Raw genomic sequence first — 24,278 nt, 5'->3', positions numbered from 1 at the left:
AGAAGGTCGATGGTCACCGTTTTTGAAGCCAGGAATATCTCGAAGAATTTCGGGCCTGTTCATGCGCTCACCAATGTCTCGGTGACCATCAATGCCGGCGAAGTCCATGCCATCATCGGCGAGAACGGCGCCGGCAAATCGACCCTGATGAATATATTCTGCGGCAAGATCCCGCCTTCGTCGGGCAGTCTGGCCTGCGCCGGGCAGCCGGTCGCGTTCGGCTCCCCCGCCGATGCGCAGCGCGCCCGCATCGCTATCGCGCCGCAGGAAATCAATCTGGTTCCCAAATTGTCCGTCGCCGAGAATATTCTGCTGGGGGCGCAATCTGGCGGGAACTGGATCATCGATTGGCGGGCGACCCGCCTCAAGGCCGCAAAGGCCCTCCATGAAATTGATGACACCATCCACCTCGATGCGCGCGTCGAGACGCTGAACAAGGCGCAGCAGCAACTGGTGCAGATTGCGCGCGCGGTGGCGACATCGGCCAGAGTGCTGATATTTGATGAGCCGACGGCCTCCCTCACAACCAAAGAGACCGAGAAGCTCTACGATTTCATTCGCATGTTCCGCTCAGGCGGCGGCGCGATCTTTTATATTTCCCACAGGCTGGATGAAATTCTCGCACTGTCCGACCGCATAACCGTCCTGCAGGATGGGCGCAGCATCGCCGAACTTGATCCGCGCGCCACCAATAAGCAGGAAATGATCAATATGATGGCGGGGCGCGCCGTGCAGGGCACACACCAGCCGCGGGCCTTCACCGAGCGAAGCGAGGTTGTGCTCAAGGTGCGGGGGATGAGCCGTCACGGCGAATTCGAAGATATTTCCTTCGATCTGCACAAGGGTGAAATTCTCGGCATTGCGGGCCTGATCGGCGCCGGCCGCACGGAACTGGGCCGGTGCCTGTTCGGCGTTACGCAGGCCGATGCCGGGCAGGTGGAGATATTCGGCCAGCCTGTCCGTATCCACCATCCGTCCGATGCCATCGCCAAAGGTCTGGTTTATCTGCCCGAAGAGCGTAAATCAGACGGGATATTTCCGGTCTTGAGCATCAACGAGAACATGTGGCTGCCCAGCCTCGGGCGTTACGGTTCGGTACTCGGCCTGCGCTTTGATGAGCTTGCCGGTGCGGTTTCGGAATATATCGACAAATTGCGCGTCAAGATCGGTGCCGGAACGGACCCTATCACCAGTCTTTCGGGCGGAAACCAGCAGAAGGTTCTGCTCGGCCGGTGGCTGATGAACGGTGTCAGAATTCTCATTCTCGACGAACCGACGCGCGGCATCGATGTTCACGCTAAATTTGAAATTCAGAGCGTGTTGCGCAGCCTGTGCGAGAAGGGCCTGTCGGTCATCTACATCTCATCGGAACTGATGGAAGTACTCGAGGTTTCCGACCGCATTCTCGTGATGCACGAAGGACGGCTGAAAGGCACTCAGCGGGCGGATCAGGCAACTCAGGAATCCCTTTTACAGCAGGCGATGAGCTGAGCGGAAAGGCTACGATAATGATGGAACAATTGACCATTTCAGGCACCCCGAGACAAAATCACAATATCCTCTCCCGTTTCCGGCAATGGGAGGCCAGCGGCGTTCTCATCGCGCTGGTTGTGCTGTGCCTGCTCCTGTCGGTGGCGACGCCGAATTTCTTCTCCCTGACCAATCTGCCGATCGTGATGCGGAATGCCTCCTTTGTCGGCATTGTGGCTCTGGGTCAGACGCTGGTGCTGCTGATCGGCGGCATCGACCTGTCCGTCGGCTCGGCTGCCGGTCTTTCGGCGATTATCGGTGCGCTGATCCTGACGAAACTGGGGGTGCATCCCTATGCGGTCATTCCGCTGACGGCCGTTTTCGGGCTTTGCCTTGGCTGGGCCAATGCGGCCTTTATCGCCCGGCTGCGGCTGAACCCCTTCGTCGTCACACTGGCTTCGGGCGAGATTTTCGCCGGGATCAATCTCGTCATCACGCAGGGTTACCCGATTCGTCCGCTCGGACCGGCATTTCACATTTTTGGTCAGGGCGAAGTCTATGGCGTGCCGGTGCCGGTTCTGGTGTTCCTCGGCGCGGGCTTCTGCCTGTGGTGGATGCTGACGCGCACCCGCTTCGGGCGCAACATTTACGCCGTGGGCGGCAACCGGGATGCCGCGATGCTGGTAGGCATCAAGGTCTGGCGGGTTGAGTTCATCGTTTACGGCCTTGCCGGCATGTTCGCCGCGCTGGCGGGGATCTTTTATGCGAGCCGCATGGACGCCGCGCAGCCTTCCGTCGGCGAGGGATGGATGCTCACGGCCATCACCGCGGCCATTATCGGCGGAACGTCCCTGCGCGGCGGCGAAGGCACGGTTGTCGGCACCATTTTCGGCGCCGTCCTGCTGACCGTTCTGCAAAATGGCACAGTTCTGCTTAATGTGTCGGGCTATTGGCAACGCATCATCGTGGGGGGAGTTGTGCTGGTTGCCATTCTGGTTGACCTGCTGCGCCGGAAAAAATGATTTGCGCAACCCGGCGCACCGGTTGTTTCGATTGCCGTTATTTGGTCTGATAGCGTAAGAGGGAACCGGAGGCGGATGCGATTGACAGAGATTTACGATCTTCAGAGTGATATCCGGACCAGAGTGGCCTGGCTCTATTTTGTCGAAGGCCTGACACAGGATCAGGTGGCGCAGGTTCTCAACCTGACCCGGGCGCGCGTCATCCGCATGCTGGCGGCGGCGCGCGAGGATGGAACGGTGCAGATCCGCGTCACCTCGCAACTGAGCGAGTGCGTCGATCTCGAACGGCGGCTTGAGCAGCGCTACAAGCTTGAGCGTGCCGTTGTCATTCCCAAACCGCAGGACGATTCACAGGTCGGCCCCGTGATCGGCGCGGCCACGGGCGCCTATCTCGAGGATGTCCTGCAGGACGGCATGACGGTGGGGCTGGGCTGGGGGCGCACGCTTTCATCGAGTCTGCCGCACATCATTTCCCGAAAATTCAACAAGATGACCGTGGCATCGCTGTTGGGCGGCCTGACCCGCGCGGCCCTGTTCAATCCTTCGGAATTCGCCTGGCGCTTCGCCGATCGTCTGGGCGCGGAATGTCTGATCATGGCCGCGCCGGTCTTTGCGCCGGACAGCAGAACCAAGGAAGCCCTCGTTCGTCACCCGGGCATCTACGATATTTTCAAACATGCCGAAAAGCTTGATCTGGCGATTGTCAGCGTCGGTGACCTGTCGCCGAATTCGGCCCTGAACAGGTATAATCTGGTCAGCAAGGAAGATGTGGCCACCTTGAAGAAGGCCGGCGCTGTCGGAGATATCCTGTGCCGCTTCATCGATGCAGACGGCAATATTCTGGATCACCCTTTGAATGAATGCGTCATCTCGGCGCATCCGGACATGATCCGGAACGCCCGCAAGGTTGTTCTGGCTTCGGGCGGGTGGGAAAAAGTGGCGGCGATCCGGTCTGCCCTGAAAATTCTGGAACCGAACGTCCTGATCACGGATGCGCATGTGGCCGAAACCCTCGTCATCTGACGAGGGTCATAACCGTTGCCGTGCGTGCGAAGACGCGCGCCGCAGGGCGGCACCGGCGGCGCATTTCTTTGCACGTCTTCGCGCGGCGGTCGGCGCACACGCCTGAGCCTCAGGCCTTCTCTGCCAGCATGTGCGGCGTTCCGGGGATAGTGGCGCAAAATCCACCATCTGTGTTTTTCCGACTGAAAACCTGCTGCTTCGGAGATTTTTCGCAATTTTTTTGCGGAATAATCATGATCTCTGCGCTAGGTTCATTTTTGCGCTCGATTCCAATTTGATGATTCATCGAAAGGCAACAGATTGCGTCACTCATTTTTTCCCGATATCGAAAGCTGGTCAGATATACGTCCGTCCCGGCGCGCCTTCATTGCCGGGCTGTTTCTGACGACCGCTGGCTGCGCCTCGCCAGTCCGGCTGAGTTCCGGTGCGAATTTCATGTCCCCGTCGCTGGCCGATGCCGCGCAGATGTACGGACCGATCACGACGGAGCCCTATCCGATCGATGGTCTGGACGTCAATGCGATCGACCCCGAACTCTTCCGGCAGGAAGTGCCCTACCAGACGCGCTATGCCCCGGGAACGATCGTCGTCAATATAGCCGAGCGGCGGCTCTATCTGGTCCAGAAGAATGGCATGGCCCTGCGCTACGCGGTTGGTGTCGGGCGCGAGGAAGCGCTGAATTTCAGCGGTGAGGCCGTGATCGGGCGCAAGGCCGAATGGCCGAACTGGACACCGACCGGAAGCATGATTGAACGCATGCCGGAATATTCGGCCTATGCGGGCGGCATGCATGGCGGTATCGATAATCCGCTTGGCGCGCGGGCCCTCTATCTTTACCGCGACGGCGTCGATACGCATTTTCGTCTGCATGGGACAATCGAGCCCGAGACGATCGGCACCGCCGTTTCCAGCGGATGCATCCGGCTGTTCAATCACGACATCATCGATCTTTACAATCGCGTGCCCGTGGGTACGAGAGTGGTCGTTCAGCAACATTGACAGCTTGGCGCGTCCGCATATGTCAGGCCGCGTGCCTCATGCGGCTTGGCGCATGGCGGAGACGGCGCGATGTTTGATCGTGCCGGATCAGGTTCCTTGTAAGCCGATGTTCCGATCGTGGGTGATAAACGCCGCCTCAGTCCCATATCGGGCTGTTGCCCGATTATGAACTGAGGCTTTCCCAGCACTGAACCGGCTCAGAAGCCTGTCGGCGGCGTTCATCCTGAAATCACAGCGTCTCGATCAGAAATAGACGACCACATAGCCGCCGCCGGATTTTTGGTAGTAGGTCCCACCGCAATAATAGAGGTTATATCCATCGTAGACGCCGTAAGGGCAGCCGACGGGAATCACGGCGATATATGCGCCCCTGCGGATAACCCTGCGCGTCGTGCGTCGCGCCACACCGGCGGCGCTGACGGGCGTCAGAGGCCGCCCCACACGCGCTTCAGCGCTGGAAATTATGGCTGATGGGCCGCCGGCAATTTCAACTCCGTCCGCCAGAAGCAGCAGAGCCAGAGCAGCGAAGCCATATCGGGTCACTTTGTTCATTTCAGTGCTCCTTCTGCCTTCATCTCGCTGAGTTCGTCGAGACCCGAGAACTGGTCAATGGCCACAACCTTTGCATCTCCCGGCTCGATCTGGAATTTGGCCTCCGCAACCTCGGAGCCGGTCTTCCAGTCATGAATGTCGACCCGATAGCTGGGCGCCTGCGCCATCAGCTTGCTGGTGATTTCGAAGCGGCAGGGATAGGGCTTGTCGCCCTCTGCGATCCATATCTGCCAGTCGGTCTGCGATGTGCGGAAAACGAGGTGGTCGCAGACCTGCCCGCCGATCACTCCGACACCAAGGTCGTTGGCGCTGGTGACGTCAGCCATCATCAGGTCGTATGCGCCGGGCGAAAGCAGATCCGCCGCGGGCAATTCCGCGCCATAATCGGATCTGAGCCTGTCAACGAGCTCGTCAATGGTTCCGTCAGCCTTGACGCTGGTAAATACATTAAGCCGCTTGCCCAGCAGCGTCATGCTTTTGCCGTCAAAAGCCAGTTCGGCATCGGCGAAGCCGCCGGTGCGCGTGATCCTGATTTTGTCCGGGCGATTAACGGTGACGCTGCCGGAGCTTGCGAAGCCGATTTTCAGCAGATCCGGGGTGACGATCTCCAGATTGGTATCTACCGCGAACGAAAATGATTGTTGCGAGGCGAGATATTTTGACATCGCCTTGAACAGATCCTTCGCACTTTGTTCGTCTGCCGCGGCAGGCGTTGCCGCCGCCCACCCGACAGCCATTGAAAGCACGGTTGCGCTCAGCACCGTCGCCTTCAAAAATGAAGTAAGCATTTTGCTCTCCTTGACTAGGTTGATCTGATGCCCAACCGCACGGCCCGCCCAAATCGGCTGATCGTCATAAATTCCCGATCTTCATGCATTGCATCACAGCTATTGCCGCTCAGCTTTGATCCGGATCAATGAAGCTGCCTGATTTTTAAACTTTTTGGCCAGCGAAGTGCGGGATTTGGACGGCAGCACCGCACCCGACCTTATACCTTTTCTCGGCTTTGCGCCGTAACCGGGAAAATAAAATTATATGTCTCAATAACGACATGCTGCACAGAAGACCGGATCATTGACAGAAACATCAAGCGGCCATACGCTTTCATGCGTAAAAAGAATATTTTAAAATATCGGGGGCATTTATGAAGAAATATATTTTTGCAATTATTTTGGCGGCTTGCGCAACCCAGGCTCAGGCGGCAGTTGAGTTGTCAACTTATGCGGATGCCGATGGCTACATAGATGTGCAGAAGCTCACCTGCGCCCAATTGGCGAACACCTATCAGGAGGACGCTGATTTTCTGGCTGTCTGGTACAGCGGTTGGTACAACGGGCTGGGCAAGAAGCATATGATACAGGTAAGCCGGGCCAAGGCGATTGAGCACGAGGTTGTCACCTATTGCATGGCAAATCAGGACAAGAAGGTCATTCAGGCGATTGACATTATCCAAAAAAAATACCGTGCTGAAAAAGGCATAAAAATGAAGAACTAGGTCGGTGCCGGGTACCGGGCTACTAAGCCCGGTTCTTGCCCGCTTTGGCAGGTCTGACCTTCGCGAACTGGCCCCCTGCCGGTCTGGCTGGCCGCGGGCAAGCGCGGCTGCAGTCCATGCCTTGTAAATCCGGCGTTTTCCCGGCGAAACGAAGCCATCGCAAATAAATATCAACGAGGCGCTCTCCCATGCGATTTTCCTTAGCTCCCGCGCTCCTGTCAGCCGCTGTGGCTGTGTCATTGATTAGTCCGGTAAGAGTATCGGCGCAGGAGGCCGCGCCCTCAACGCCGTCCGGCTCCGTTTCTATCAAGAGCGTGCAGGTTGGTTTCATCGGCAGTGCCAATGCTGGCGGCGGCACGCTTCGCTTCAAGGGAAAGACCTATAAATTTTCCATAGCTGGGGCAGGCATAGGCGGCATTGGCATGTCTAAAATGCGTGCGAGCGGTTCTGTCTATAATCTGAATTCTGCCGCCGATTTCGAAGGCGTCTACGGTCAGTTGCGTACCGGCTGGGCGGCTGGCGATCAGGGGCGAGGGAAGCTCTGGCTTCGTAATCCGCATGGCGTCATCATGGAGTTGCATGCGAAGCGGGAGGGGCTGGCGGTTTCGACCGGTCTCGACGGTATGGCTGTATCCTTCTCCAAATAGGCTTGGATCGTGCCGGGCTGACGCTGGCACTCAAATCGCGACACAGGCGATTGCGCGCGCCATCCCGCAGATGTGCGCGACGCTTCACCCGGCGCGTGCTGCAAGCGCGGTTGTATAATCCCAAACAGCGCTTATTGGCCTGCAAAAATTTTGATCGGTGCTGTCAGCACCGATCCGCCCAGCGCGGCAAGGGTGCCGGCAGGATTGTCCGCGGCGACATCGGCGACCGTCGGGCTGGATTTGTCCCGCACGCCCGCCGACAGAACGTTCCGCAAATCTGGGCCGATATTGACCAACTGCAGGAATTTGTCGTGGTTTGTCGAATCTGTACCCGCGACATCTGTCAGATCGATCACATTTGCCCCGAGTGCCTGCAATTCGCTGATATCCTCTTCCGCTCCAAGCCGCCTCTGGCCTCCAGCAATGAATTTCGACAGCATCAAGGCCTTGTCGTCTTTTGAGATCACGACATAAAACGGCTTGTGGGCTCCCGGAAAACTGCGCATCTGGGATTTGAACACGTCAAAATCAATATCCGGGGCCGCGAGGAGAATGTCTCCAACCTTGTTCTTATTTCTGAGGTCGCCGGATATTTTGATTTGCCGAAGAGCCTCGACCGTTACCCAGTTACCCATTGAATGGGCAAGAATGTTTACTTGTTCAGCATTGCTGGCCACCAGCAGCCGCAATGTATGGACAAGATCGTCGCGGGCGGCGGTTGCGCTGTTGTTGTCATAGACGTAGTCGGTCAGCTTGCCGCGCGAAGCCCAGGTGAAAAGCACCGGAACGCCGGGCGCATGGGAATCGTGCACGATCTGGGTGAAGCGATACAAACCTTCGGCAAACATAGTGTTGTAGCCGTGAATGAAGAGAAACACCTTGCGGTCACCTTTTGGGCGCGCCGCAAGCTGGGCGTTCAGCATCTGAATGAATTGCTTGTCGCCATCGAGATAAGCCTCTTTCCGGACGACGAAATTGGCCTTCGGGTCTCCCGGCGGCGTTCTTGGCCACTCGATATTGCTTTGGACATGATTGGGCGGAACGGAGACGTCGACCGTTGCATAGTCGATCGATGCCGCCCGCTCGCCATTGAACAGCGTTCCGGGCCGGGGGTCGCGCTGACGCGTGGTCGCCACCAGAATGGTATGGTCGGCCGTGCCCGGCGCTGTCTCGGCCACAGGCGCGAGAAAGCCGGCTTCAGGCCTTGATGCGCAAGCGGCCAGCGGAACACAAAGCAGGATCAGGGCGAAGGCCACGCCATGGCGCCGCAGCGCACGCAGCAAGGCTCGGGCCGGAGCGCCGGCAGACAACAAGGACATTATGTTCACGTCAGCCCCCTCAGAGCCCTAACCATAGGTGATGCGATACAAGAATTTGTAATTATTGTTAAATCTTTGACACTATCCGCGGCGCCGGCTTCTATCTCATCACACATCCTTTAGGATAGCCAGCGCGCTTGCAGTAAACCACGGTCGGGGTGCGAGGCGTGGCGGGATGGACAACCACCTTGGCTCCGGCCCCTGCAGGGCGGGCGACACAGCCGCGCGGCACGCCGACAGCTTTGCAATAGACCACCGCGTTCGCCGACCCCTGCGTCATGAGCAAGCCCCCGCCTGCGATAAGCGCCGCCGTGGCGGCTCCGATAACTCCGGCAAAAATTGACTTCAGCATGTCTGTCCCTCCCCGTCACGCGTTCCGGATATTGGCTCTTCCGGCTTTCCACCCGATAAAAATTATATTTTATCAAATTATAGGCATTGATCTGCGTCATCTGCAAATGATCGTCCTCTTCACTCGAACGGCGCCAGGTTCAGGTATCGTTGTGATCTTGATGGAAACCTGCAATCGGAGGCGAGATACGTAAGCTTGATAAAATTGTCACGAAGGTGCAGCGGATTAATTATATGGATCGATTGATTATCATAATTTAGATAGCTTCAGCGCATAATTTGGATTGGACCAATTCGATAAGGATGCACTATCGTCGGACTTGGTCTAGGTATTTCAGGCCTTCGCGAGCCTTACGTTGACGAAGATCAATGACGGTGGCTCACGAGAGGCTAAGAAGAACGAGCAGGGTATAAACCGCGTTTCGCGGCCACAGCAGATTTGATTAATGGATTTTGCGCGCGTCGTGCAGATAGGGGGTTCTATCATGAAGCATTTATCGTTGACGATCGCCGTTGGATTGTCGCTCTCATTGGTGCAGACGCTGACGGCGGCACCCGTCTTTGCGCAGTCGAACACGCCGGTCAGTGTCGTGCTGCCGACGGACCGCTCGGTGCTGCCGATCCCCGAACCAAGTTACCCGCACAGCACGGTTTTCAATGCCAGAAATGCGCCGCCGCCGCCCCGGTTCGAGGTGAGGGCGCCGAAGGACGCGCCCAATGTGCTGATTGTGTTGATCGACGACATGGGCTTTGGCCAGTCGAGCGCCTTCGGCGGGCCGGTTCACATGCCCACAGTCGAGGCTTTGGCAAACGATGGGATTCGGTATAACGAATTCCATACCGACGCTCTGTGCTCGCCGACCCGCGCGGCGCTGCTCAGCGGCCGCAATCATCACATGAACAATTTCGGTTCGATCGCGGAAACAGCGACGACATTTCCCGGTCAGACCGGGAAGCGCCCGAACAATGTCGCGACCATTGCCGAAATGCTACGGCTGAACGGCTACAGCACCGCCCAGTTCGGAAAAAGCCATGAGACCGCGCCCTGGGAGGTGAGTCTTTCGGGCCCGACGGATCGCTGGCCGACACGGCAGGGGTTTGACAAATTTTATGGCTTCATGGGCGGCGAGACCAACCAATGGGCCCCGCTGATCTATGACGGCATGACTCAGGTCGAGATCCCGAAGGATCCGAATTATAATTTCATGACCGACATGACCAATCAGGCTGTCAAATGGGTGCAAGCGGAGAAGTCGCTGACGCCGGACAAGCCATTCTTTATCTATTTTGCGCCGGGCGCCACGCATGCGCCGCATCATGTACCGAAGGCCTGGATCGAAAAATACAAAGGCAAGTTCGACGAGGGCTGGGACAAGCTGCGCGAAGAGACGCTGGCCCGGCAGATCAAATTGGGTGTCGTGCCTCCGGGTACCAAGCTTGCGCCAAAGCCTGACGCAATTGCCGACTGGGCGTCCCTGAGCGCGGACGAAAAGAAGCTTTACGCACGGCAGATGGAAGTTTTCGCCGGTTTCGGTGAATATGCCGATACCGAAATCGGGCGGCTTGTCGATGCAATCAAGGCGACCGGCCAACTCGACAATACGCTGATCTTCTACATTGTCGGCGATAATGGCGCGAGCGCCGAAGGCGGCATGACCGGGTTGTTCAACGAGAATACCTATTTCAATGGCGTGAAGGAAACCGTTCAGGATATTCTGAAGCATTACGACGAACTCGGCGGTCCGAACACCTATCCGCATTATGCTGCGGGCTGGGCGGTTGCCGGCGACACGCCGTTCACATGGACAAAGCAGGTTGCCTCGAACTACGGCGGCACACGCAACGGCATGGTGATCCACTGGCCAAAGGGGATTGCCGCCAAAGGCGAGGTGCGGTCGCAGTGGCATCATGTGATTGATGTCGCGCCGACCATTCTCGATGCAGCGGGCCTGCCCGAACCCAAGATCGTGAATGGTACGCCGCAGACCCCTATTCAGGGCGTGAGCATGATGTACACGTTCGCCAATGCCAATGCGCCCAGCACGCATACGACCCAATATTTCGAGATATTCGGAAACCGGGCGATCTATCAGGATGGCTGGCTGGCGGGCACGGTTCACCGTGCGCCGTGGGAGTTCAAGCCGCGGACCGCGCTTGAAGACGACAAATGGGAACTTTACGACACGCGGACCGATTTCAGCCTCGCCAATGATCTGGCTGCGAAGGATCCGGAGAAGCTGAAGGAAATGCAGGACGTGTTCCTCAAGGAGGCGGTCAAGAACAATGTTCTGCCTCTAGACGACCGGACGTTGGAGCGGTTCAACGCGGCCTTGGTCGGGCGTCCTGATCTGATGGCCGGACGTACGTCGCTGACGGTTTACCCCGGCATGGTCGGAATGACGGAAAACGTCTTCATCAACATCAAGAACCGCTCGCACAGCATCACTGCGGATGTTGAAGTTCCAAAAGGCGGCGCCAATGGAGCCATTCTCGCCCAGGCCGGGCGGTTTGGTGGCTGGAGCCTCTATGTGATCGATGGCAAGCCGACCTATACCTATAATTTCCTCGGCTTGCAGAAATATACGGTCGCAGCCAAGCAGCCGTTGCCGGCTGGAAAATCGACGATCAAGCTTGAGTTTGCTTATGATGGCGGGGGAACCGGCAAGGGCGGCACGGCGACGCTCTTTGTCAACGGCAAATCCGTTGCGTCGGGCCGGATCGAAAAAACCCAGTGTTGTGCATTCTCGGGTGACGAAGGTGCCGATGTCGGCGCCGACGAGGGTACGCCTGTAACCGATGCCTATAAGTCGCCCTTCAAGTTTACCGGCAAGATCGTTTCGGTAACCGTAGACCTTAAGGAGCCGGATAAGGCGGATTCGGAAGATGCGACGCGCGTCAAGGGAGAGTCCATCCTGAAGAAGGATATGTCCGACTGACGATGTTGCGCCAATCCATAGGACGGGCTGATCATGCGGGCGGGCTTTTCGCCCGCATGATTGTTCCGGATGGGATGGCTTTACGATGTCGTCGGTATTTGCCGCGCAAGGCTTGCCAATTTTTATCCCTGCTGCCATGCGGCAATGTTCTTCCCGTCCGGCGTTATCATTCTGCGCCCGGCAGAACAGGCGAAATGCTGAACCATTGATCGGCACAGAGGCTCAGCTCAGTACGCTCCCGATGCAGAATTAAAAGATATTCGGTGTTGGCTGCCCGCGTCTCTGCATACGCCCCCGTTTCACCTCAGGGTTGTGCAGACGCGGAGATATAAGCCGTGCTAGCCTGAGAACCGGTGTGCGGGCTTTAAGTTTTGGAGAGGGCAATGCGCCAAAGGTATGCGTCAAAGCTTCTCGGCAGAACCGCCGTGCTTTTTGCGCTTGCTTTTGTGTTCGTTGTGGGTTGCTCAACCTGGCCGCTTGTCTTCGCCGGCAATGCGGGCGTGCAGCCGGACCCGCCTGCGGGCACAAGCGCATCCCCGGCGAGTTTTGTCGGCGCCGAGGTCTGTTCCGGATGTCATCGCGCAGAGTTCGAACTCTGGCGCGGCTCGCATCACGCGCAAGCGATGGATCACGCGACGGAGCGTTCCGTTCTCGGCAATTTCAACGATGCCGCATTCGACTATTATGGCGTCCATTCCCGCTTTTTCCGCCAGGACGGCAAGTTCATGGTCGAAACCGATGGGCCGGACGGCAAGCCCGCTACATTCGAGGTCAAATATACTTTTGGCATTGATCCGTTGCAGCAATATCTGGTCGAATTCCCCGATGGCCGTTTGCAGGCGCTGCCGCTTGCGTGGGACACACGGCCCCTGAGCGCGGGCGGTCAGCGCTGGTTTCACTTGTATCCCAAGGAAAACATTGGTCACAGCGACGAACTCCATTGGACCAAACTCAACCAGAACTGGAATTTCATGTGCGCCGAATGTCACTCGACAAACGTGCACAAGAATTATAACGCGGCCGAAGATCGCTTTGCGACAACATGGTCGGAAATCAATGTTGCCTGCGAAGCCTGCCATGGGCGCGGCTCGCGCCATGTCGAATGGGCGCAAAGGTTAAGCACCGCTCAGGCACCATCGCCGGTGGCAGGCGACCCGAACAAGGGCCTTGAAGTCCGCTTCGATGAACGTGCCGGTCCGAACTGGAGCCATTCGCCGCAAACGCTGAGTCCGGTGCGCATGACCGCCCCGCCCCAGACGCGCAAGGAAGTCGAGACCTGCGGCCTTTGCCATGCGCGCGCCAGCCAGATTTCGGAGGACTGGATTCCCGGCCACCCGCTGTCCGACACGCATGTCGTGACGCCGATGAGCCGTGGTCTCTATTCTGCCGACGGCCAGATGATGGATGCCGAGGAAACCTACAATTACGTCCCGTTCAGGCAGAGCAAGATGTTCGCCGCTGGCGTGACCTGCAGCGACTGCCATGACCCGCACAGCGCAAAACTCCGCCTTTCCGGCGATGCGGTCTGCCTTGCCTGCCATTCGGGCGAATTCAGCACCGCGAAACATGTGCATCATGACAAGGCAGAGCCGCCGCTCCAATGTATTTCGTGCCACATGCCGACCCGAACCTATATGGGTGTCGATCGCAGGCACGATCACAGCTTTCGGATCCCGCGGCCCGATCTTTCGGCGACATTGCACACGCCCAATGCCTGCAATGATTGCCACGCCGATAAGACTGCGCAATGGGCAGCCTCGGCCGTCACCGAATGGTTCGGACCTGAGCGGAAGGCGTTCCAAACCTATGCGCCTGCGTTCCACGCCTCATGGAGCGGAGCGGCCGATGCCCAGACGCTGCTGATGCAGGTTGTTTCCAATGCGTCCGCGCCGGCTATCGCGCGGGCAAGCGCCCTGACGGAATTATCGGCCAGTCCGACACAATCGAGCGTCGACCTTGCCATATTGTCGCTTGCTGATCCTGACCCGATGGTCCGGATCGGCGCGATTGACGCGCTGGAAGCTGTCCCGGCGGCGCAATTCTGGCCGCTTCTCGCGCCTTTGCTCGCGGACCCTGTCCTTGGGGTGAGAATCCGCACGGTTTCCCTGCTTGCGGCGGTGCCAACGGCGGACCAGCCGCCGGCAGATCGCGAGAGCTTTGAGCGGGCCGCCGCCGAATTCGTCGCGGCCCAGCGCCTGAATGACGACCGGCCGGAATCGCGCAGCGCACTGGGAAGGTTTCTGGCTCTGCGCGGTCGTTTTAAGGAGGCGGAAGCCGAATATAAGGCCGCTATCCGCCTTAACGGGCGGTTCGCACCGGCGGCGATCAATCTCGCCGATCTTTATCGCCAGCTCGGCAAGCCGGCAGATGCAGGCGGGGTACTTCAGACAGCGATTGCCGCCTCGCCATCGGACGCGGGCCTTCATCATGCGCTCGGCCTCGAACTGGTGCGCGAGAAGCGCCTCGACGAGGCGCTGCTCGAGTTGCGCCGCGCCGTGGAACTTGAACCCGACCAGACACGCTATGCCTATGTCTATGCGGTCGCGTTGAACTCAGCCGGCCGGCGGCAGGAAGCGATGAAGGTCCTGACCGACGTGCTTGCGCGACGTCCCGCCGACACAGGCATTCTCTCGGCGCTGATAACATTTTCGCGCGCCGCCGGAGACGATGCATCTGCGCTTGAATATGCACTGCGGCTGGCCAAGATCACGCCGGACGACCATGGTCTGGCGAATTTCATTGACGCGCTCAGGAAGCGGATCGGGCAGGGGAAATGAGTGCGGCGCGAGCCTGATTTTTCCGCGCGATCCGCCGGAACCGAAGAACGGAAACCGGAATGCGCTCTCTTCCGGCCGCTGATTGAAATCTCGGATCACCATCTGCGCCCTGCCGCAGTGGTCCAGAGTCTACAACATTAGTCTGAGATGTTAGCGGTTGCGTACCCAAATTTTTATGGATAGCCTCTGTATTTAATGAGGGCTGAGAAAATGACTCATAGTCGTGCCAGTCCGCGATCGGCGACAAAAGATCGAAAATAAAAAAACAAAAAAAGACTGAATAAGGGAGGAAGGAAATGAAGGACTTCGGTATCGACCGCCGTTCGGTGGTCAAAGCTGTTGCGCTTGCCGGTGTTGCGCAAGTGGCCTCACCATTCATAATCAGGGCGCGCGCCGCCGAGACCGTCAAAATCGGATTGGACAATCCGCTGACCGGCACATATGCCGCCGTTGGCAAGAATGAGTTGATTGGCTGCCAACTCGCTATCGAGCAGATCAACGCCAAAGGCGGAATTCTGGGGCGCCAGGCGGAACTGCTGGTTGAAGACTCCACTTCCGGAGACGCGGGCACGGCGGTTCAGAAGGCGCGCAAGCTGATCGACCGCGACAATATTAATTTCCTGCTCGGCAACGTCAATTCCGCTCTGGCGCTGGCAATGGCGGGTGTTGCTGCGGAAAAAGGCGTCCTGCATGTCGTTCCGGGCGGACATACTGACGCGATAACCGGCTCTGCGTGCCACTGGAACGTGTTCCGTGTCTGCAATACGACCCAGATGGAAGCCAATGCCGTTACGCCGACGCTGATAAAAACCGGCGGCAAGAAATGGTATTACATAACCCCTGACTATGCCTTCGGCCATACGTTGCAGGCGGGGCTTGAAAAGGCCTGCGCCAAAAATGGCGGCTCGAAGGTGGGCGGCGACCTGACGCCGCTCGGCACAACGGATTTCTCATCCTATCTGATCAAGGCACAGGCCGCCAATCCGGATGTGATCGTGTTCCTGACGCAGGGCGACGACATGGTCAATGCGCTCAAGCAGGCGGTGCAGTTCGGCCTCGATAAAAAAATGCACCTTGCCGGCGCGCAGCAGGAACTTGAAGCCCTGGAGGGCCTGCCTCCCGAAGCCCGCGTGGGCAGCTGGGTCTTCGAATGGTACTGGAACCAGCCCGGCGTTCCGCATGTCGCTGAATTCGTCGCCGAAATCAAAAAGAAGACCGGTCGGGTGCCGACCGCCCGGACCTGGTTCGGCTTTACGTCAACCTGGACATGCGCGCTGGCGGCCAATGGCGCCAAGTCTCTGGAGACCGTGAAAATGGCCAAATTCCTTCAGGACTTCAAACTGCCGCCCGAAATCGCCCTGATGCCCGACGGCGCGTTCTATCGCGGGGGTCAGAACCAGCTCATTCCCAACCTGTTCGTCGGCCAGGCACAGGCGCAAGGCAGCGTGCCTGATGACCTGTTCAAGGTCACGGATGTGGTCAAGGGAACCGATGCAGCTGACTCGCTTGAGGAATCGGGCTGCAAGATGGTGTGGCCATCCTGAATTCCTGAAAAGGGCGGGGCGCAGCTTCGGTGCCGCGCCTCGGCTCCCGCATTCTGCGGGGAAACAGGTCCGCACATTTTCGGAATGGCCGGGCGCGCTGGCGCCCGGACTGGGCGCATGAACATAAATTCGGCGCGCTCACCGGAGATGTGTCGGCCAACGCTTCAGGGAAGCCAGGGTTGTCGCCATGACGCAGGTTGTTTTATTCAACATATTCAATGGGCTGATCGTGGGCGCATTTTATGCGCTGATGGCCCTCGGCCTTTCGCTGATCATGAATCTGTCTGGCGTGATCAATTTCGCGCATGGCGGCTTTCTGGCTATCGGCGGCTATCTTGCATTCTCCTTGATTCCCTTCGTGGGGTTCTGGGGCGCGCTGGTTCTGGCGCCGGTTCTGACAGCCGCGCTTGGTCTTTTGGTCGAACGGGTGCTGATACGCCGGCTTTACGGGCGCGATCCGCTCTACAGCCTGCTGCTGACCTTCGGTCTCGCTTTCATGTTCGAGGACGGGACACGTTTCATCTGGGGCGCGCAAAGCCTGCCCTTTCAGGTTCCGGCCTGGCTGCTGTCGCCCCTTTCCAGCAATTACTTCTTTCTCACCGGCTACAGGCTGTTCATGGTTGTGATCGTCGCGATTGCGGTGGCCGGGCTGTTTTACATCCTCAACCGCACACGGCTCGGTATGCGCATCAGGGCCGGGACGCTGGATCTTGAGACCGTATCGGTTCTGGGCGTCAATGTCCGGGTGTTGCGTAACATGAATTTTGGCCTTGGCATTTATCTTGCCGGCCTTGCGGGCGTTCTGGCCGTTGGCCAGCTTGGGTTGCAGCCAACAATCGGCTCATCGCTGATCATGCCAAGCTTTGTGGCAATCATCGTGGGGGGGCTTGGCAGCCTGCCCGGCACATTGCTTGGCGGCCTGCTGATCGGCGTGGCTTCCGGCGTCACGACGGTTTTCTTCCCCTCGGCGACGGAAGCTGTGATGTATGTGATGATGGCCGTGGTGCTTCTGGTGCGTCCGCAGGGCCTCCTCGGCGAAGAAGGACGTTTCTGATGGGCACCTTTCTACAAAAACAGGCTCCGAATGCGCTCATCTGGCTTCTGCTGCTGACCATGCCGTTCTGGCTGACGCATGTCGGCGGCTATGTCGAGCTGGGCAGCCGGGTCGTTGTGCTGGCATTGGCCGCGATGGCCCTGAACTTTCTTCTTGGCTACACCGGCGTTCTGTCATTCGGACACGCGGCCTATTTCGGCCTCGGCGCCTATGGCGCCGCCATGACAATACGCTATCTGGTGCCAAGCTCCGGCGCCGGGTTGCTGGTTGGCACGCTCGCGGGCGCGCTTGCCGCGGCTGTCATCGGGCCGATGATCATCCGCCTGCGCGGCGTTTATTTCGCCATGGTGACCATCGCATTCGGGCAGGTTTTCTACTTCATCGCCTTCCGCTGGAATTCGGTGACGGGTGGCGACGATGGCCTTACCGGCTGGGAACGTCAGCCGATTCATCTCGGCGTCACAACGCTCGATATCCTGCATAGCCCGATAGCCTTCTATTTTCTTGTGCTTGCGGTATTTGCGCTGGCGACGGCGGCCATGGCCTGGCTGCTGCGCTCGCCCTTTGGCCGCACCCTGATCGCGATCCGGGAAAACGAGCGGCGGGCGCGCTTTCTCGGCATTCCCGTGGATCAGCATATCTGGATCTCGTGGACGATATCCTGCGCCATTGTCAGCGCTGCCGGGGCGCTTTACGCCCTGCTGAACAACTTCGTCGACCCCCGCGCATTATACTGGAGCCAGTCGGGCGACTTCGTGATCATGGCCGTGCTGGGGGGCATGCGTTCGTTCTGGGGGCCGCTGATCGGCGCTGCCATTTTCGTGGTGCTGCAGGATTACCTTTCCAGCCAGACCGAGAACTGGATGTCGTTTGTCGGTCTCTTCTTTGTGTTGGTTGTGCTGTTCTTTCCGCGCGGCATCCTTGGCATAATCCGACGGAAGGTTACCCAATGAGCCTTTTACGCGTTGAAAACGTCTCCAAGCAGTTCGGCAGCCTGATTGCGGTGAACGGCGTCTCGATGAATGTCGCGGCGGGAGAGCTGCGCGCCGTGATCGGGCCGAATGGGGCCGGCAAAACCACATTCTTCAATCTGATCAGCGGCTTTCTGATGCAGACATCGGGCCGGATCATCTTCGACAATGATGATATTTCGACCCTTGCGCCCGCGAAGCGCGTGGGGCGCGGAATTGCCCGCACCTTTCAGATCACCGAAGTTTTTCCTGAACTCTCAGTGCGCGAGAACCTGCGTATTCCGGTGGAAGTCGCTTTGGGCTTACGTCTCAGCCCGTGGCTGTCGCGCGACCGCGATCTCAAGATTCGCTCGCGGATCGACGATCTTCTCGGCATGGGCGGCTTGAGCGGTAAGGCCGACCGCCTTGTCGGAGAGCTCAGCCATGGCGATCAGCGCGCCACGGAAATCATGATGGCTCTGGCGCTCAACCCGCGGCTGCTCCTGCTCGATGAACCAACGGCAGGCATGGGCGATCAGGAGACATATGACATCACGCAACTTGTCCGCCGGCTGCATCGCGAAGAAAAACTCACAATCGTATTGATCGAGCACGACATGCGCGTGGTGTTTCATCTTGCCGACCGCATTCTCGTGCTCGCGGAAGGGCGCATGCTGGCGGAGGGCACTCCGCAGGAAATCGCAACCAACGAGGCCGTGCAGGCCGCTTATCTCGGAAAGGCCACGACATGAGCGGCACAGTGCTGGAGGCGCATGATCTCAATACTTTCTATGGCAAAAGCCATATTCTACATGGCGTCAGCATGGAGGTGCGCGAGGGGGAGATCGTGACATTGCTGGGCCGCAACGGCGCGGGCAAAAGCACGACATTACGCAGCCTCATGGGGCTGACTCCGGCGCGGCAGGGCGAGGTCAAGATTTTTGGCCAATCAACCACCAGCTGGCCGCCCTATCGTATTGCCGCCCTCGGCGTGGGGTTTGTGCCGGAGGGCCGGCGTATATTCCCCAATCTGACCGTTGAGGAAAATCTCAAGGTTCCGATCGATCGTCCCGGACCCTGGAATATCCAGCGCATTTATCAGGTGTTTCCGCGGCTCTCGGAGCGCAAAGGCAATATGGGCCGGCAATTATCCGGCGGCGAGCAGGAAATGCTGGCCATTGCGCGCGCCCTGCTGCTCAATCCGAGTCTGATCTTGCTGGATGAGCCCTCGCAGGGGCTGGCGCCGCTGATCGTTCAGGAGGTTTTCCGCATCATCATGGCCGCGCGCAGTGAGGGCATTTCCGTTTTGCTTGTCGAACAGAATGTGCGCGCGGCATGCGAGATCGCCGACCGGTGTTACGTGCTCGACGATGGCAAGGTGGTGCATACGGGTTCAGCCCCCGAATTTGCCAAAGACGAAGAGCGTGTGCGCTCGCTCGCGGGTGTCAGCAGCGAAAAATGGGATGATTGATTGGCAAAGGGCGGCGCGCGTCAAAAGGGCGTGCTGACCGGTCAAAACATCTTGCCGCCTTTTCAAACCGGCCGGGCATTCGCTCAAAATTAGGCTGTCCCTTAAATGAATTTGAATTCAACAATTCGGGAAAAGAACAAAGACGCTGATTTAATCGAGTTCGGGCAGAATAAAACGAAGTGCGCGCATTGATAAATGTGCAAAGGAAATTGATCGGCCATCGGCCATTCGTTCTTGTATGGTGCTGAAAAAACATGTAAAATTCGCGCATTGGATAACCTCTTGGGAGGTTCGGCCATGAACCGTTCCAGATGCCTGACCCATATAATGGCGGCCGCATATTTGCTGGCGGCAACCGCAAAGGCGCTGGCTGCTGAAGCCGCTGTGGTGCCGGAACCGCAGGCAAAGGACATGAACGGCGAGGCCTCGCCCATCGTCACGTCCATCGATGTCAAGCCGGGCGACCGCTGGACCTACCAGACCTATGATGAAATTACCGGCGAGCTCAAATACACCCAGACACTGACCGTCACCGAGCTGAGGGGCAGGACATACAGCGTGAATGTTGCTACGTCCAATCCGAATGCCGCATTCGCATCCTCGACGATTCTGGCGGTTTATGACGACAACTGGAACCTGATCGACGATGGGATGTGGCGGCGCACGGCAAACGGGGATCAATCGAGCGGTGTAAAGTTGCCTCTGAAGGTCGGCGCAAGCTGGAAAACGAAATTCATCGCATCCAAGCAAAATCCTGACATCAGCTTTACCTGGTCAACCTCGTCAAATGTTGTGGCCTATGAAGACGTGGCAACCAGATCGGGCACTCATTATCATGGGTTCAAAATCGAGACGACAATGACGAGCGTTTCCGGCAATAACAGGAAGATTGTCGCCAAATCGACGCGCTGGTACGTTCCGGAAGTCAATCGCTATGTCAAGAAGGTGGCGGAGGGCACCAATAATGGCCGCCTGGCCTGGAAAACAACCGAATATCTGACATTCTACGGGCGACGCTCCGAGGAATAGCCAGACCATGCGCGTGAGGCTCTGGCCAGTTTGCCTGACTCCCGGCCCTGGCGGGGTTATGGGGTCTGAACTATTCACTCTGGAGCGTTCAGCCGATTTTCATTCGGTGCTGCGTCTGGCAATGCTTTTTCCCTGAGCAAGTTCGCGCGGTGGATAGATGACCACCTCGTCGCCTTGGCTCAGGCCGGAAGAGACGGTTGCGCTGCCGCTTCCGCGCTGTCCGATATCGATTTTCTGCAATTGCGCAACATTGTTCCGCACGACGAAGGTGTAATCGCCGTCAGTTTTATGAAAGATCGCGCTTGCCGGAATGATGAGGGCGCTGTCGGTTTCATAGGTGATAACCCGAACATTGACACGATATTGATCCCCCAGATTGTTCCAAAGATCGGACGGCGAGACAATGTCAATCAGAATGGGCGTTCGTTGCTCTTCGATGCCGAGCGCGGAAATCTTCGTTATCGCCGATGGTTCAATACGCCGGACGCGTCCTTCGAGCGGAACCGGTCCTCCCCATTTATCGATGATGACCCTCTGGCCGGGTCGGATCGTCGCGACATCCGGCGTCAGAATATCCGCGACAACTTCGAGATCCTTCAGATCGCCGATATCGAGCAGGGGCGACCCGCTCGTCACGATGCCTTCGCTTTCCTGAAAGACTTTGACGACAATGCCTGAAATCGGCGCTTTGACCGTCCATTGGTCGTTATGCTGGGCTGCCTCGAACGAGGCCGACAGCTGCCGCACCTGTTCGAGCACATGCTCGGCCGCATGGCGGCGTTTTTCGGCGGCGATCTGGCTGCGCTCGGCTACGTCCTTTGCCAGCTGCGAGCGGTCAAGTTGCTGACGGGTTGCGGTGCCCGTTTCATTGAGGGATTTTACGCGCTCGAATTCCTTCAAGGCCTGCGCATATTCCATGCGGGCGCTTTCCATGAGCGTCGTTGCTTCTTCGATATTCGCTTCGGCGACGCCAATGCGCTCCTGCAGTTCGGCTTTGAGGCGTGCGTCAAGCAGCGGCGAGGGGGCCGAGTAAAGCGTTGCGACAACATCGCCTTGCTCGACCTTGTCGCCAGCCTTCAAACGTGGCCGCAGCAATGTGCCAGTGAACGGAGCTGAAATAGTATAGCGATTGCGCAGGCGTGTTTTACCGTCCTCGCTGAACGAGGACTGGAAGGCATGTTCGGTTATCCTGACCGTCTCGACGGGAATTGGCTGAGACATCAGCGACCAGACGAGAATGGAAAAGCCTGCCATCACGACAATTGCGACAATCAGCAGTCCTTTGGCGGTGCGCATGGTCAGTCTCGTGTTTTCAGGGCGGAAACAAGATCGAGCGTGTCGATACGACGCTTCACCGTCCAGCCGCTGGCAAGGGCGGTTGCGATTACGATTGCCGCCGCAATGGCCATCGTATCAGGTTTGATAACAGCCGGAACGCTGAAGCTTTCATTGCTGCGCGTCGCCAGAAGAAAGGCAATTCCTGTCTTTGCAAGATAAAGTCCGATAGGGATCGAGGCCAGAAGCTCAATGGCAAGTTCCGTGAACAGGATATTGGCGACCTCGTTACGCGAGAAGCCAAGAACCCTCAGGCTTGCGAGTTCCCATGTCCGTTCCTGAAGCGCAATACGGGCACTGTTATAGACAACGCCAATGGCGACGATGACGCCAAAGAGCGTAAGAATTGTCGCTGAAATGACGATTAAACCCATGATCTTTTCACGAAACATCGCGATCCATCGTTCTTTTGACTCGTTGGCGAGAACACGGGGCAGTGCTCCAGCACGGTCAAGCGCAGCCTTAAGGTGAGCGGGAGATCGGATCAGCGCGTGTGAAATGACCGGAGAATCTCCCAGCAGCCTGTTGAGCGCGTCCAGATCCATGTAGGCACCCGCGCCCAGAACCTCGTCGACGAGCCCTGACAGCGTGGTCTGCGCTGAGGGATGCTTTCCGTCAAGAATGTCGATCGTCACATGGTCGCCAACTTCAAGGCCAAGATCTTTCGCAATCAGGCGGCTCAGGACGATGCCATTGCCCGGTATTGCAACGGGCCGAAGCTTCGCATCGCGCAGCGTGCGAAATTGCGCGCCGCGCGGCAGCCCTGTGAGGACAATGCGCTTTTCCTTGTGGCCCGTCTGTAATTTTATGGGCACTATTCTGAGACCCTCGACTTCGGCATCGGGCGCAAGGCGACGAATTTCTTCGAGCGCAGAAAGTGGTCTGGGCGTGAGAAATGTGATGGTGGCCTGGCTTCTGTCAATGAATTCGAATTGCGTGCTGATCATGCTGTCGAGCGCATCCCACCAGAACAGCCCCAGGACGATCATCGGGATTGCGCTCGACAGACCAATAATCGTAAGGAACGTCCGGAACGGGCGGCCAAGCAGATTGCGCAGCGAAATCTTCAGACGCGGCGTCAGAAAGCGCGACATCAGTTGGTGCGACGCCTCGCCCGGAACTGCGGGGCGCAAGGCTTCAGCCGCGGTCAGGCGAAGAATACGCAAAACTGCCGTGACGGCGCCGGTCAGCGCGGCTGACAGGCTGGCAATCGCAGCCACGACGGGCACCCAGAGCGGCATCAGATACGGAAAATCCGGGAAGCGAAAGAATGATGCGTAACTTGTCATGACGGCTTTGCCGTAAATCAGGCCAAGGCCTGTTCCGGCGAGCGATCCTGCCAAGGCAATGAGAAAGGCGAATTCGGCATAATGCAGGGCAATCGGGAATGCCGGATAGCCCAGCGCTTTCAGCGTGGCGATCTGCTCTCTTTGCGCGTTCACGAGCCGGCCCATGATGGCATTCAACAGGAAGGCAGCCACTGCAAAGAAGGTTACAGGCACGACCACGGAAACGGTCTTCTGTTCGACGAGTTCATCCGAGAGAAATCGGTTTGATATCTGCTCGTCTCTGGTTATGGCTCCGAGCGAGCCATAGGCTGCAAGGCGCTTGTCTATGGCGTTGACGGTCGCGGCTTCATTGGCGCCGGGGGCCAGCCGTACCGAGAGAGAATTGAAGGCGCCTGTAAGGTCGAGCGCGGCTTCAAGCTCGTTGCGCTGGACCCACAGGAGGGCGTAGTTCCGGTCATTGGGAAGCGGGTTTTCCGGGCGCGCCGCGTAGACATATTCAGGCGAGTAAACGGCTCCGACTATCGTGAAGACCCGCTTGTGACCATTGAGGATAACCGCGATTGTCTCATCGGGACCTATCGACCAGGCCTGCGCGAAGGCCGTGTTCACGAGCGCTTCCTGCGGTGCGTTTGGATCGGGCCAGCGACCGGTCTGAAGGGTCAGCGCGTTGAGGCTTTCATCCGGCGGGGCTGGAATGGAGATCAGCTTGCCGCTTATCTCGTTTGGTGCGGCCTGCCAGTCGATGCGGACATCCTGAGTGATGCGCGTCTGAAGCGTGCCCACCCCGTTGATGTCGGCAAGATCACGTGTGAGTGGGTTGGGCGCGCGCTTCAGATCAACAAAAAGATCAGCGAAATGCGTCTTCTGATAATAGGCATCGCGTGTGCTGAGAAGCGAAAGATAGGTGCTGATCGATCCCGTCATGACGCCCACGCCGGCCGCAACGAGAAGACCAACCGTCACAGCGGGGCCTCTGAGAGCGACAAGATCCCGAAGGAGTTTCCGGTCGAGCATG

General features: G+C 58.1%; 21 protein-coding genes. 14 read left to right on the top strand and 7 right to left on the bottom strand.

The window, feature by feature from the left end; translation table 11 throughout:
* Positions 1–9 precede the first annotated feature (9 nt).
* The 3 genes from AC0N03_RS13905 to AC0N03_RS13895 all read left to right on the top strand — a co-directional run bounded on the left by AC0N03_RS13905 (position 10) and on the right by AC0N03_RS13895 (position 3,515).
* Positions 10–1,491, top strand: coding sequence for a sugar ABC transporter ATP-binding protein (locus AC0N03_RS13905; protein ID WP_474289414.1), 1,482 nt, complete (start codon positions 10–12; stop codon positions 1,489–1,491).
* Between the two features lie 17 nt (positions 1,492–1,508).
* Complete coding sequence (locus tag AC0N03_RS13900; protein ID WP_474289413.1) at positions 1,509–2,492, top strand: ABC transporter permease; 984 nt, start codon at positions 1,509–1,511, stop codon at positions 2,490–2,492.
* Between the two features lie 75 nt (positions 2,493–2,567).
* A complete protein-coding gene (locus AC0N03_RS13895) occupies positions 2,568–3,515 on the top strand; it encodes a sugar-binding transcriptional regulator (protein ID WP_474289412.1) in 948 nt (315 codons plus the stop codon).
* Between the two features lie 109 nt (positions 3,516–3,624).
* Here the strand turns inward: AC0N03_RS13895 and AC0N03_RS13890 are convergent, their stop codons facing one another.
* Complete coding sequence (locus AC0N03_RS13890; protein ID WP_474289411.1) at positions 3,625–3,828, bottom strand: hypothetical protein; 204 nt, start codon at positions 3,826–3,828, stop codon at positions 3,625–3,627.
* Between AC0N03_RS13890 and AC0N03_RS13885 the strand changes: the two genes are divergently transcribed.
* Positions 3,816–4,514, top strand: coding sequence for a L,D-transpeptidase (locus AC0N03_RS13885; RefSeq protein ID WP_474289410.1), 699 nt, complete (start codon positions 3,816–3,818; stop codon positions 4,512–4,514). The two genes, AC0N03_RS13890 and AC0N03_RS13885, sit on opposite strands and share 13 nt — an antisense overlap.
* Positions 4,515–4,757: 243 nt before the next feature.
* Here AC0N03_RS13885 and AC0N03_RS13880 read toward each other — a convergent pair whose 3' ends face one another.
* Positions 4,758–5,066, bottom strand: a complete 309-nt coding sequence (locus AC0N03_RS13880; protein ID WP_474289409.1) for a hypothetical protein — start codon at positions 5,064–5,066, stop codon at positions 4,758–4,760.
* The gene (locus AC0N03_RS13875; protein WP_474289408.1) at positions 5,063–5,854 is read right to left on the bottom strand and encodes a DUF2092 domain-containing protein; all 792 of its coding nucleotides are present in this window, start codon (positions 5,852–5,854) and stop codon (positions 5,063–5,065) included. The genes AC0N03_RS13880 and AC0N03_RS13875 overlap by 4 nt, the downstream gene beginning before the upstream one ends.
* 356 nt (positions 5,855–6,210) lie before the next feature.
* On the opposite strand from AC0N03_RS13875, the gene AC0N03_RS13870 reads away from it, so the two are divergent.
* Positions 6,211–6,561, top strand: a complete 351-nt coding sequence (locus tag AC0N03_RS13870; protein ID WP_474289407.1) for an HdeA/HdeB family chaperone — start codon at positions 6,211–6,213, stop codon at positions 6,559–6,561.
* Between the two features lie 188 nt (positions 6,562–6,749).
* On the top strand, positions 6,750–7,208 hold the full coding sequence (locus tag AC0N03_RS13865) for a hypothetical protein (RefSeq protein WP_474289406.1): 459 nt from the start codon (positions 6,750–6,752) through the stop codon (positions 7,206–7,208).
* A 131-nt stretch (positions 7,209–7,339) separates the two neighbouring features.
* Here the strand turns inward: AC0N03_RS13865 and AC0N03_RS13860 are convergent, their stop codons facing one another.
* A complete protein-coding gene (locus AC0N03_RS13860) occupies positions 7,340–8,527 on the bottom strand; it encodes an alpha/beta hydrolase (RefSeq protein ID WP_474289405.1) in 1,188 nt (395 codons plus the stop codon).
* A gap of 100 nt (positions 8,528–8,627) precedes the next feature.
* Positions 8,628–8,879 carry a hypothetical protein gene (locus AC0N03_RS13855; RefSeq protein ID WP_474289404.1) on the bottom strand — a complete coding sequence of 84 codons (252 nt, stop codon included), beginning with the start codon at positions 8,877–8,879 and terminating at the stop codon, positions 8,628–8,630.
* A gap of 484 nt (positions 8,880–9,363) precedes the next feature.
* Here AC0N03_RS13855 and AC0N03_RS13850 point away from each other — a divergent pair, with 484 nt between their 5' ends.
* The 8 genes from AC0N03_RS13850 (at position 9,364) to AC0N03_RS13815 (ending at position 20,639) form a co-directional block, all read left to right on the top strand.
* The gene (locus AC0N03_RS13850; RefSeq protein WP_474289403.1) at positions 9,364–11,814 is read left to right on the top strand and encodes an arylsulfatase; all 2,451 of its coding nucleotides are present in this window, start codon (positions 9,364–9,366) and stop codon (positions 11,812–11,814) included.
* A gap of 383 nt (positions 11,815–12,197) precedes the next feature.
* Complete coding sequence (locus tag AC0N03_RS13845) at positions 12,198–14,591, top strand: tetratricopeptide repeat protein (protein ID WP_474289402.1); 2,394 nt, start codon at positions 12,198–12,200, stop codon at positions 14,589–14,591.
* A 296-nt stretch (positions 14,592–14,887) separates the two neighbouring features.
* Positions 14,888–16,135 (top strand): ABC transporter substrate-binding protein, encoded by a 1,248-nt coding sequence (locus AC0N03_RS13840; protein ID WP_474289401.1) that lies wholly within the window; start codon positions 14,888–14,890, stop codon positions 16,133–16,135.
* 187 nt (positions 16,136–16,322) lie between these two features.
* Positions 16,323–17,189, top strand: coding sequence for a branched-chain amino acid ABC transporter permease (locus tag AC0N03_RS13835; protein WP_474289400.1), 867 nt, complete (start codon positions 16,323–16,325; stop codon positions 17,187–17,189).
* Positions 17,189–18,142 carry a branched-chain amino acid ABC transporter permease gene (locus tag AC0N03_RS13830; protein WP_474289399.1) on the top strand — a complete coding sequence of 318 codons (954 nt, stop codon included), beginning with the start codon at positions 17,189–17,191 and terminating at the stop codon, positions 18,140–18,142. Before AC0N03_RS13835 ends, AC0N03_RS13830 begins: the two co-directional genes overlap by 1 nt.
* Positions 18,139–18,891, top strand: a complete 753-nt coding sequence (locus AC0N03_RS13825) for an ABC transporter ATP-binding protein (protein WP_474289398.1) — start codon at positions 18,139–18,141, stop codon at positions 18,889–18,891. Before AC0N03_RS13830 ends, AC0N03_RS13825 begins: the two co-directional genes overlap by 4 nt.
* Positions 18,888–19,610: an ABC transporter ATP-binding protein gene (locus tag AC0N03_RS13820; protein WP_474289397.1), complete on the top strand. Its 723-nt coding sequence runs from the start codon at positions 18,888–18,890 to the stop codon at positions 19,608–19,610. Before AC0N03_RS13825 ends, AC0N03_RS13820 begins: the two co-directional genes overlap by 4 nt.
* Positions 19,611–19,907: 297 nt before the next feature.
* The gene (locus tag AC0N03_RS13815; RefSeq protein WP_474289396.1) at positions 19,908–20,639 is read left to right on the top strand and encodes a hypothetical protein; all 732 of its coding nucleotides are present in this window, start codon (positions 19,908–19,910) and stop codon (positions 20,637–20,639) included.
* A gap of 99 nt (positions 20,640–20,738) precedes the next feature.
* On the opposite strand, the gene AC0N03_RS13810 is transcribed toward AC0N03_RS13815, so the two are convergent.
* On the bottom strand, positions 20,739–21,935 hold the full coding sequence (locus AC0N03_RS13810; protein ID WP_474289395.1) for an efflux RND transporter periplasmic adaptor subunit: 1,197 nt from the start codon (positions 21,933–21,935) through the stop codon (positions 20,739–20,741).
* A 2-nt stretch (positions 21,936–21,937) separates the two neighbouring features.
* Entirely contained in the window at positions 21,938–24,277 is a 2,340-nt protein-coding gene (locus tag AC0N03_RS13805; RefSeq protein WP_474289460.1) for an ABC transporter permease, read from the bottom strand.
* Position 24,278: the final 1 nt, after the last annotated feature.

Source organism: Methylocystis sp. sgz306128, from assembly GCF_056032725.1.
The sequence above is the reverse complement of the archived record's forward strand: the minus strand, read 5'-3'. Positions and strand labels throughout refer to the sequence as shown.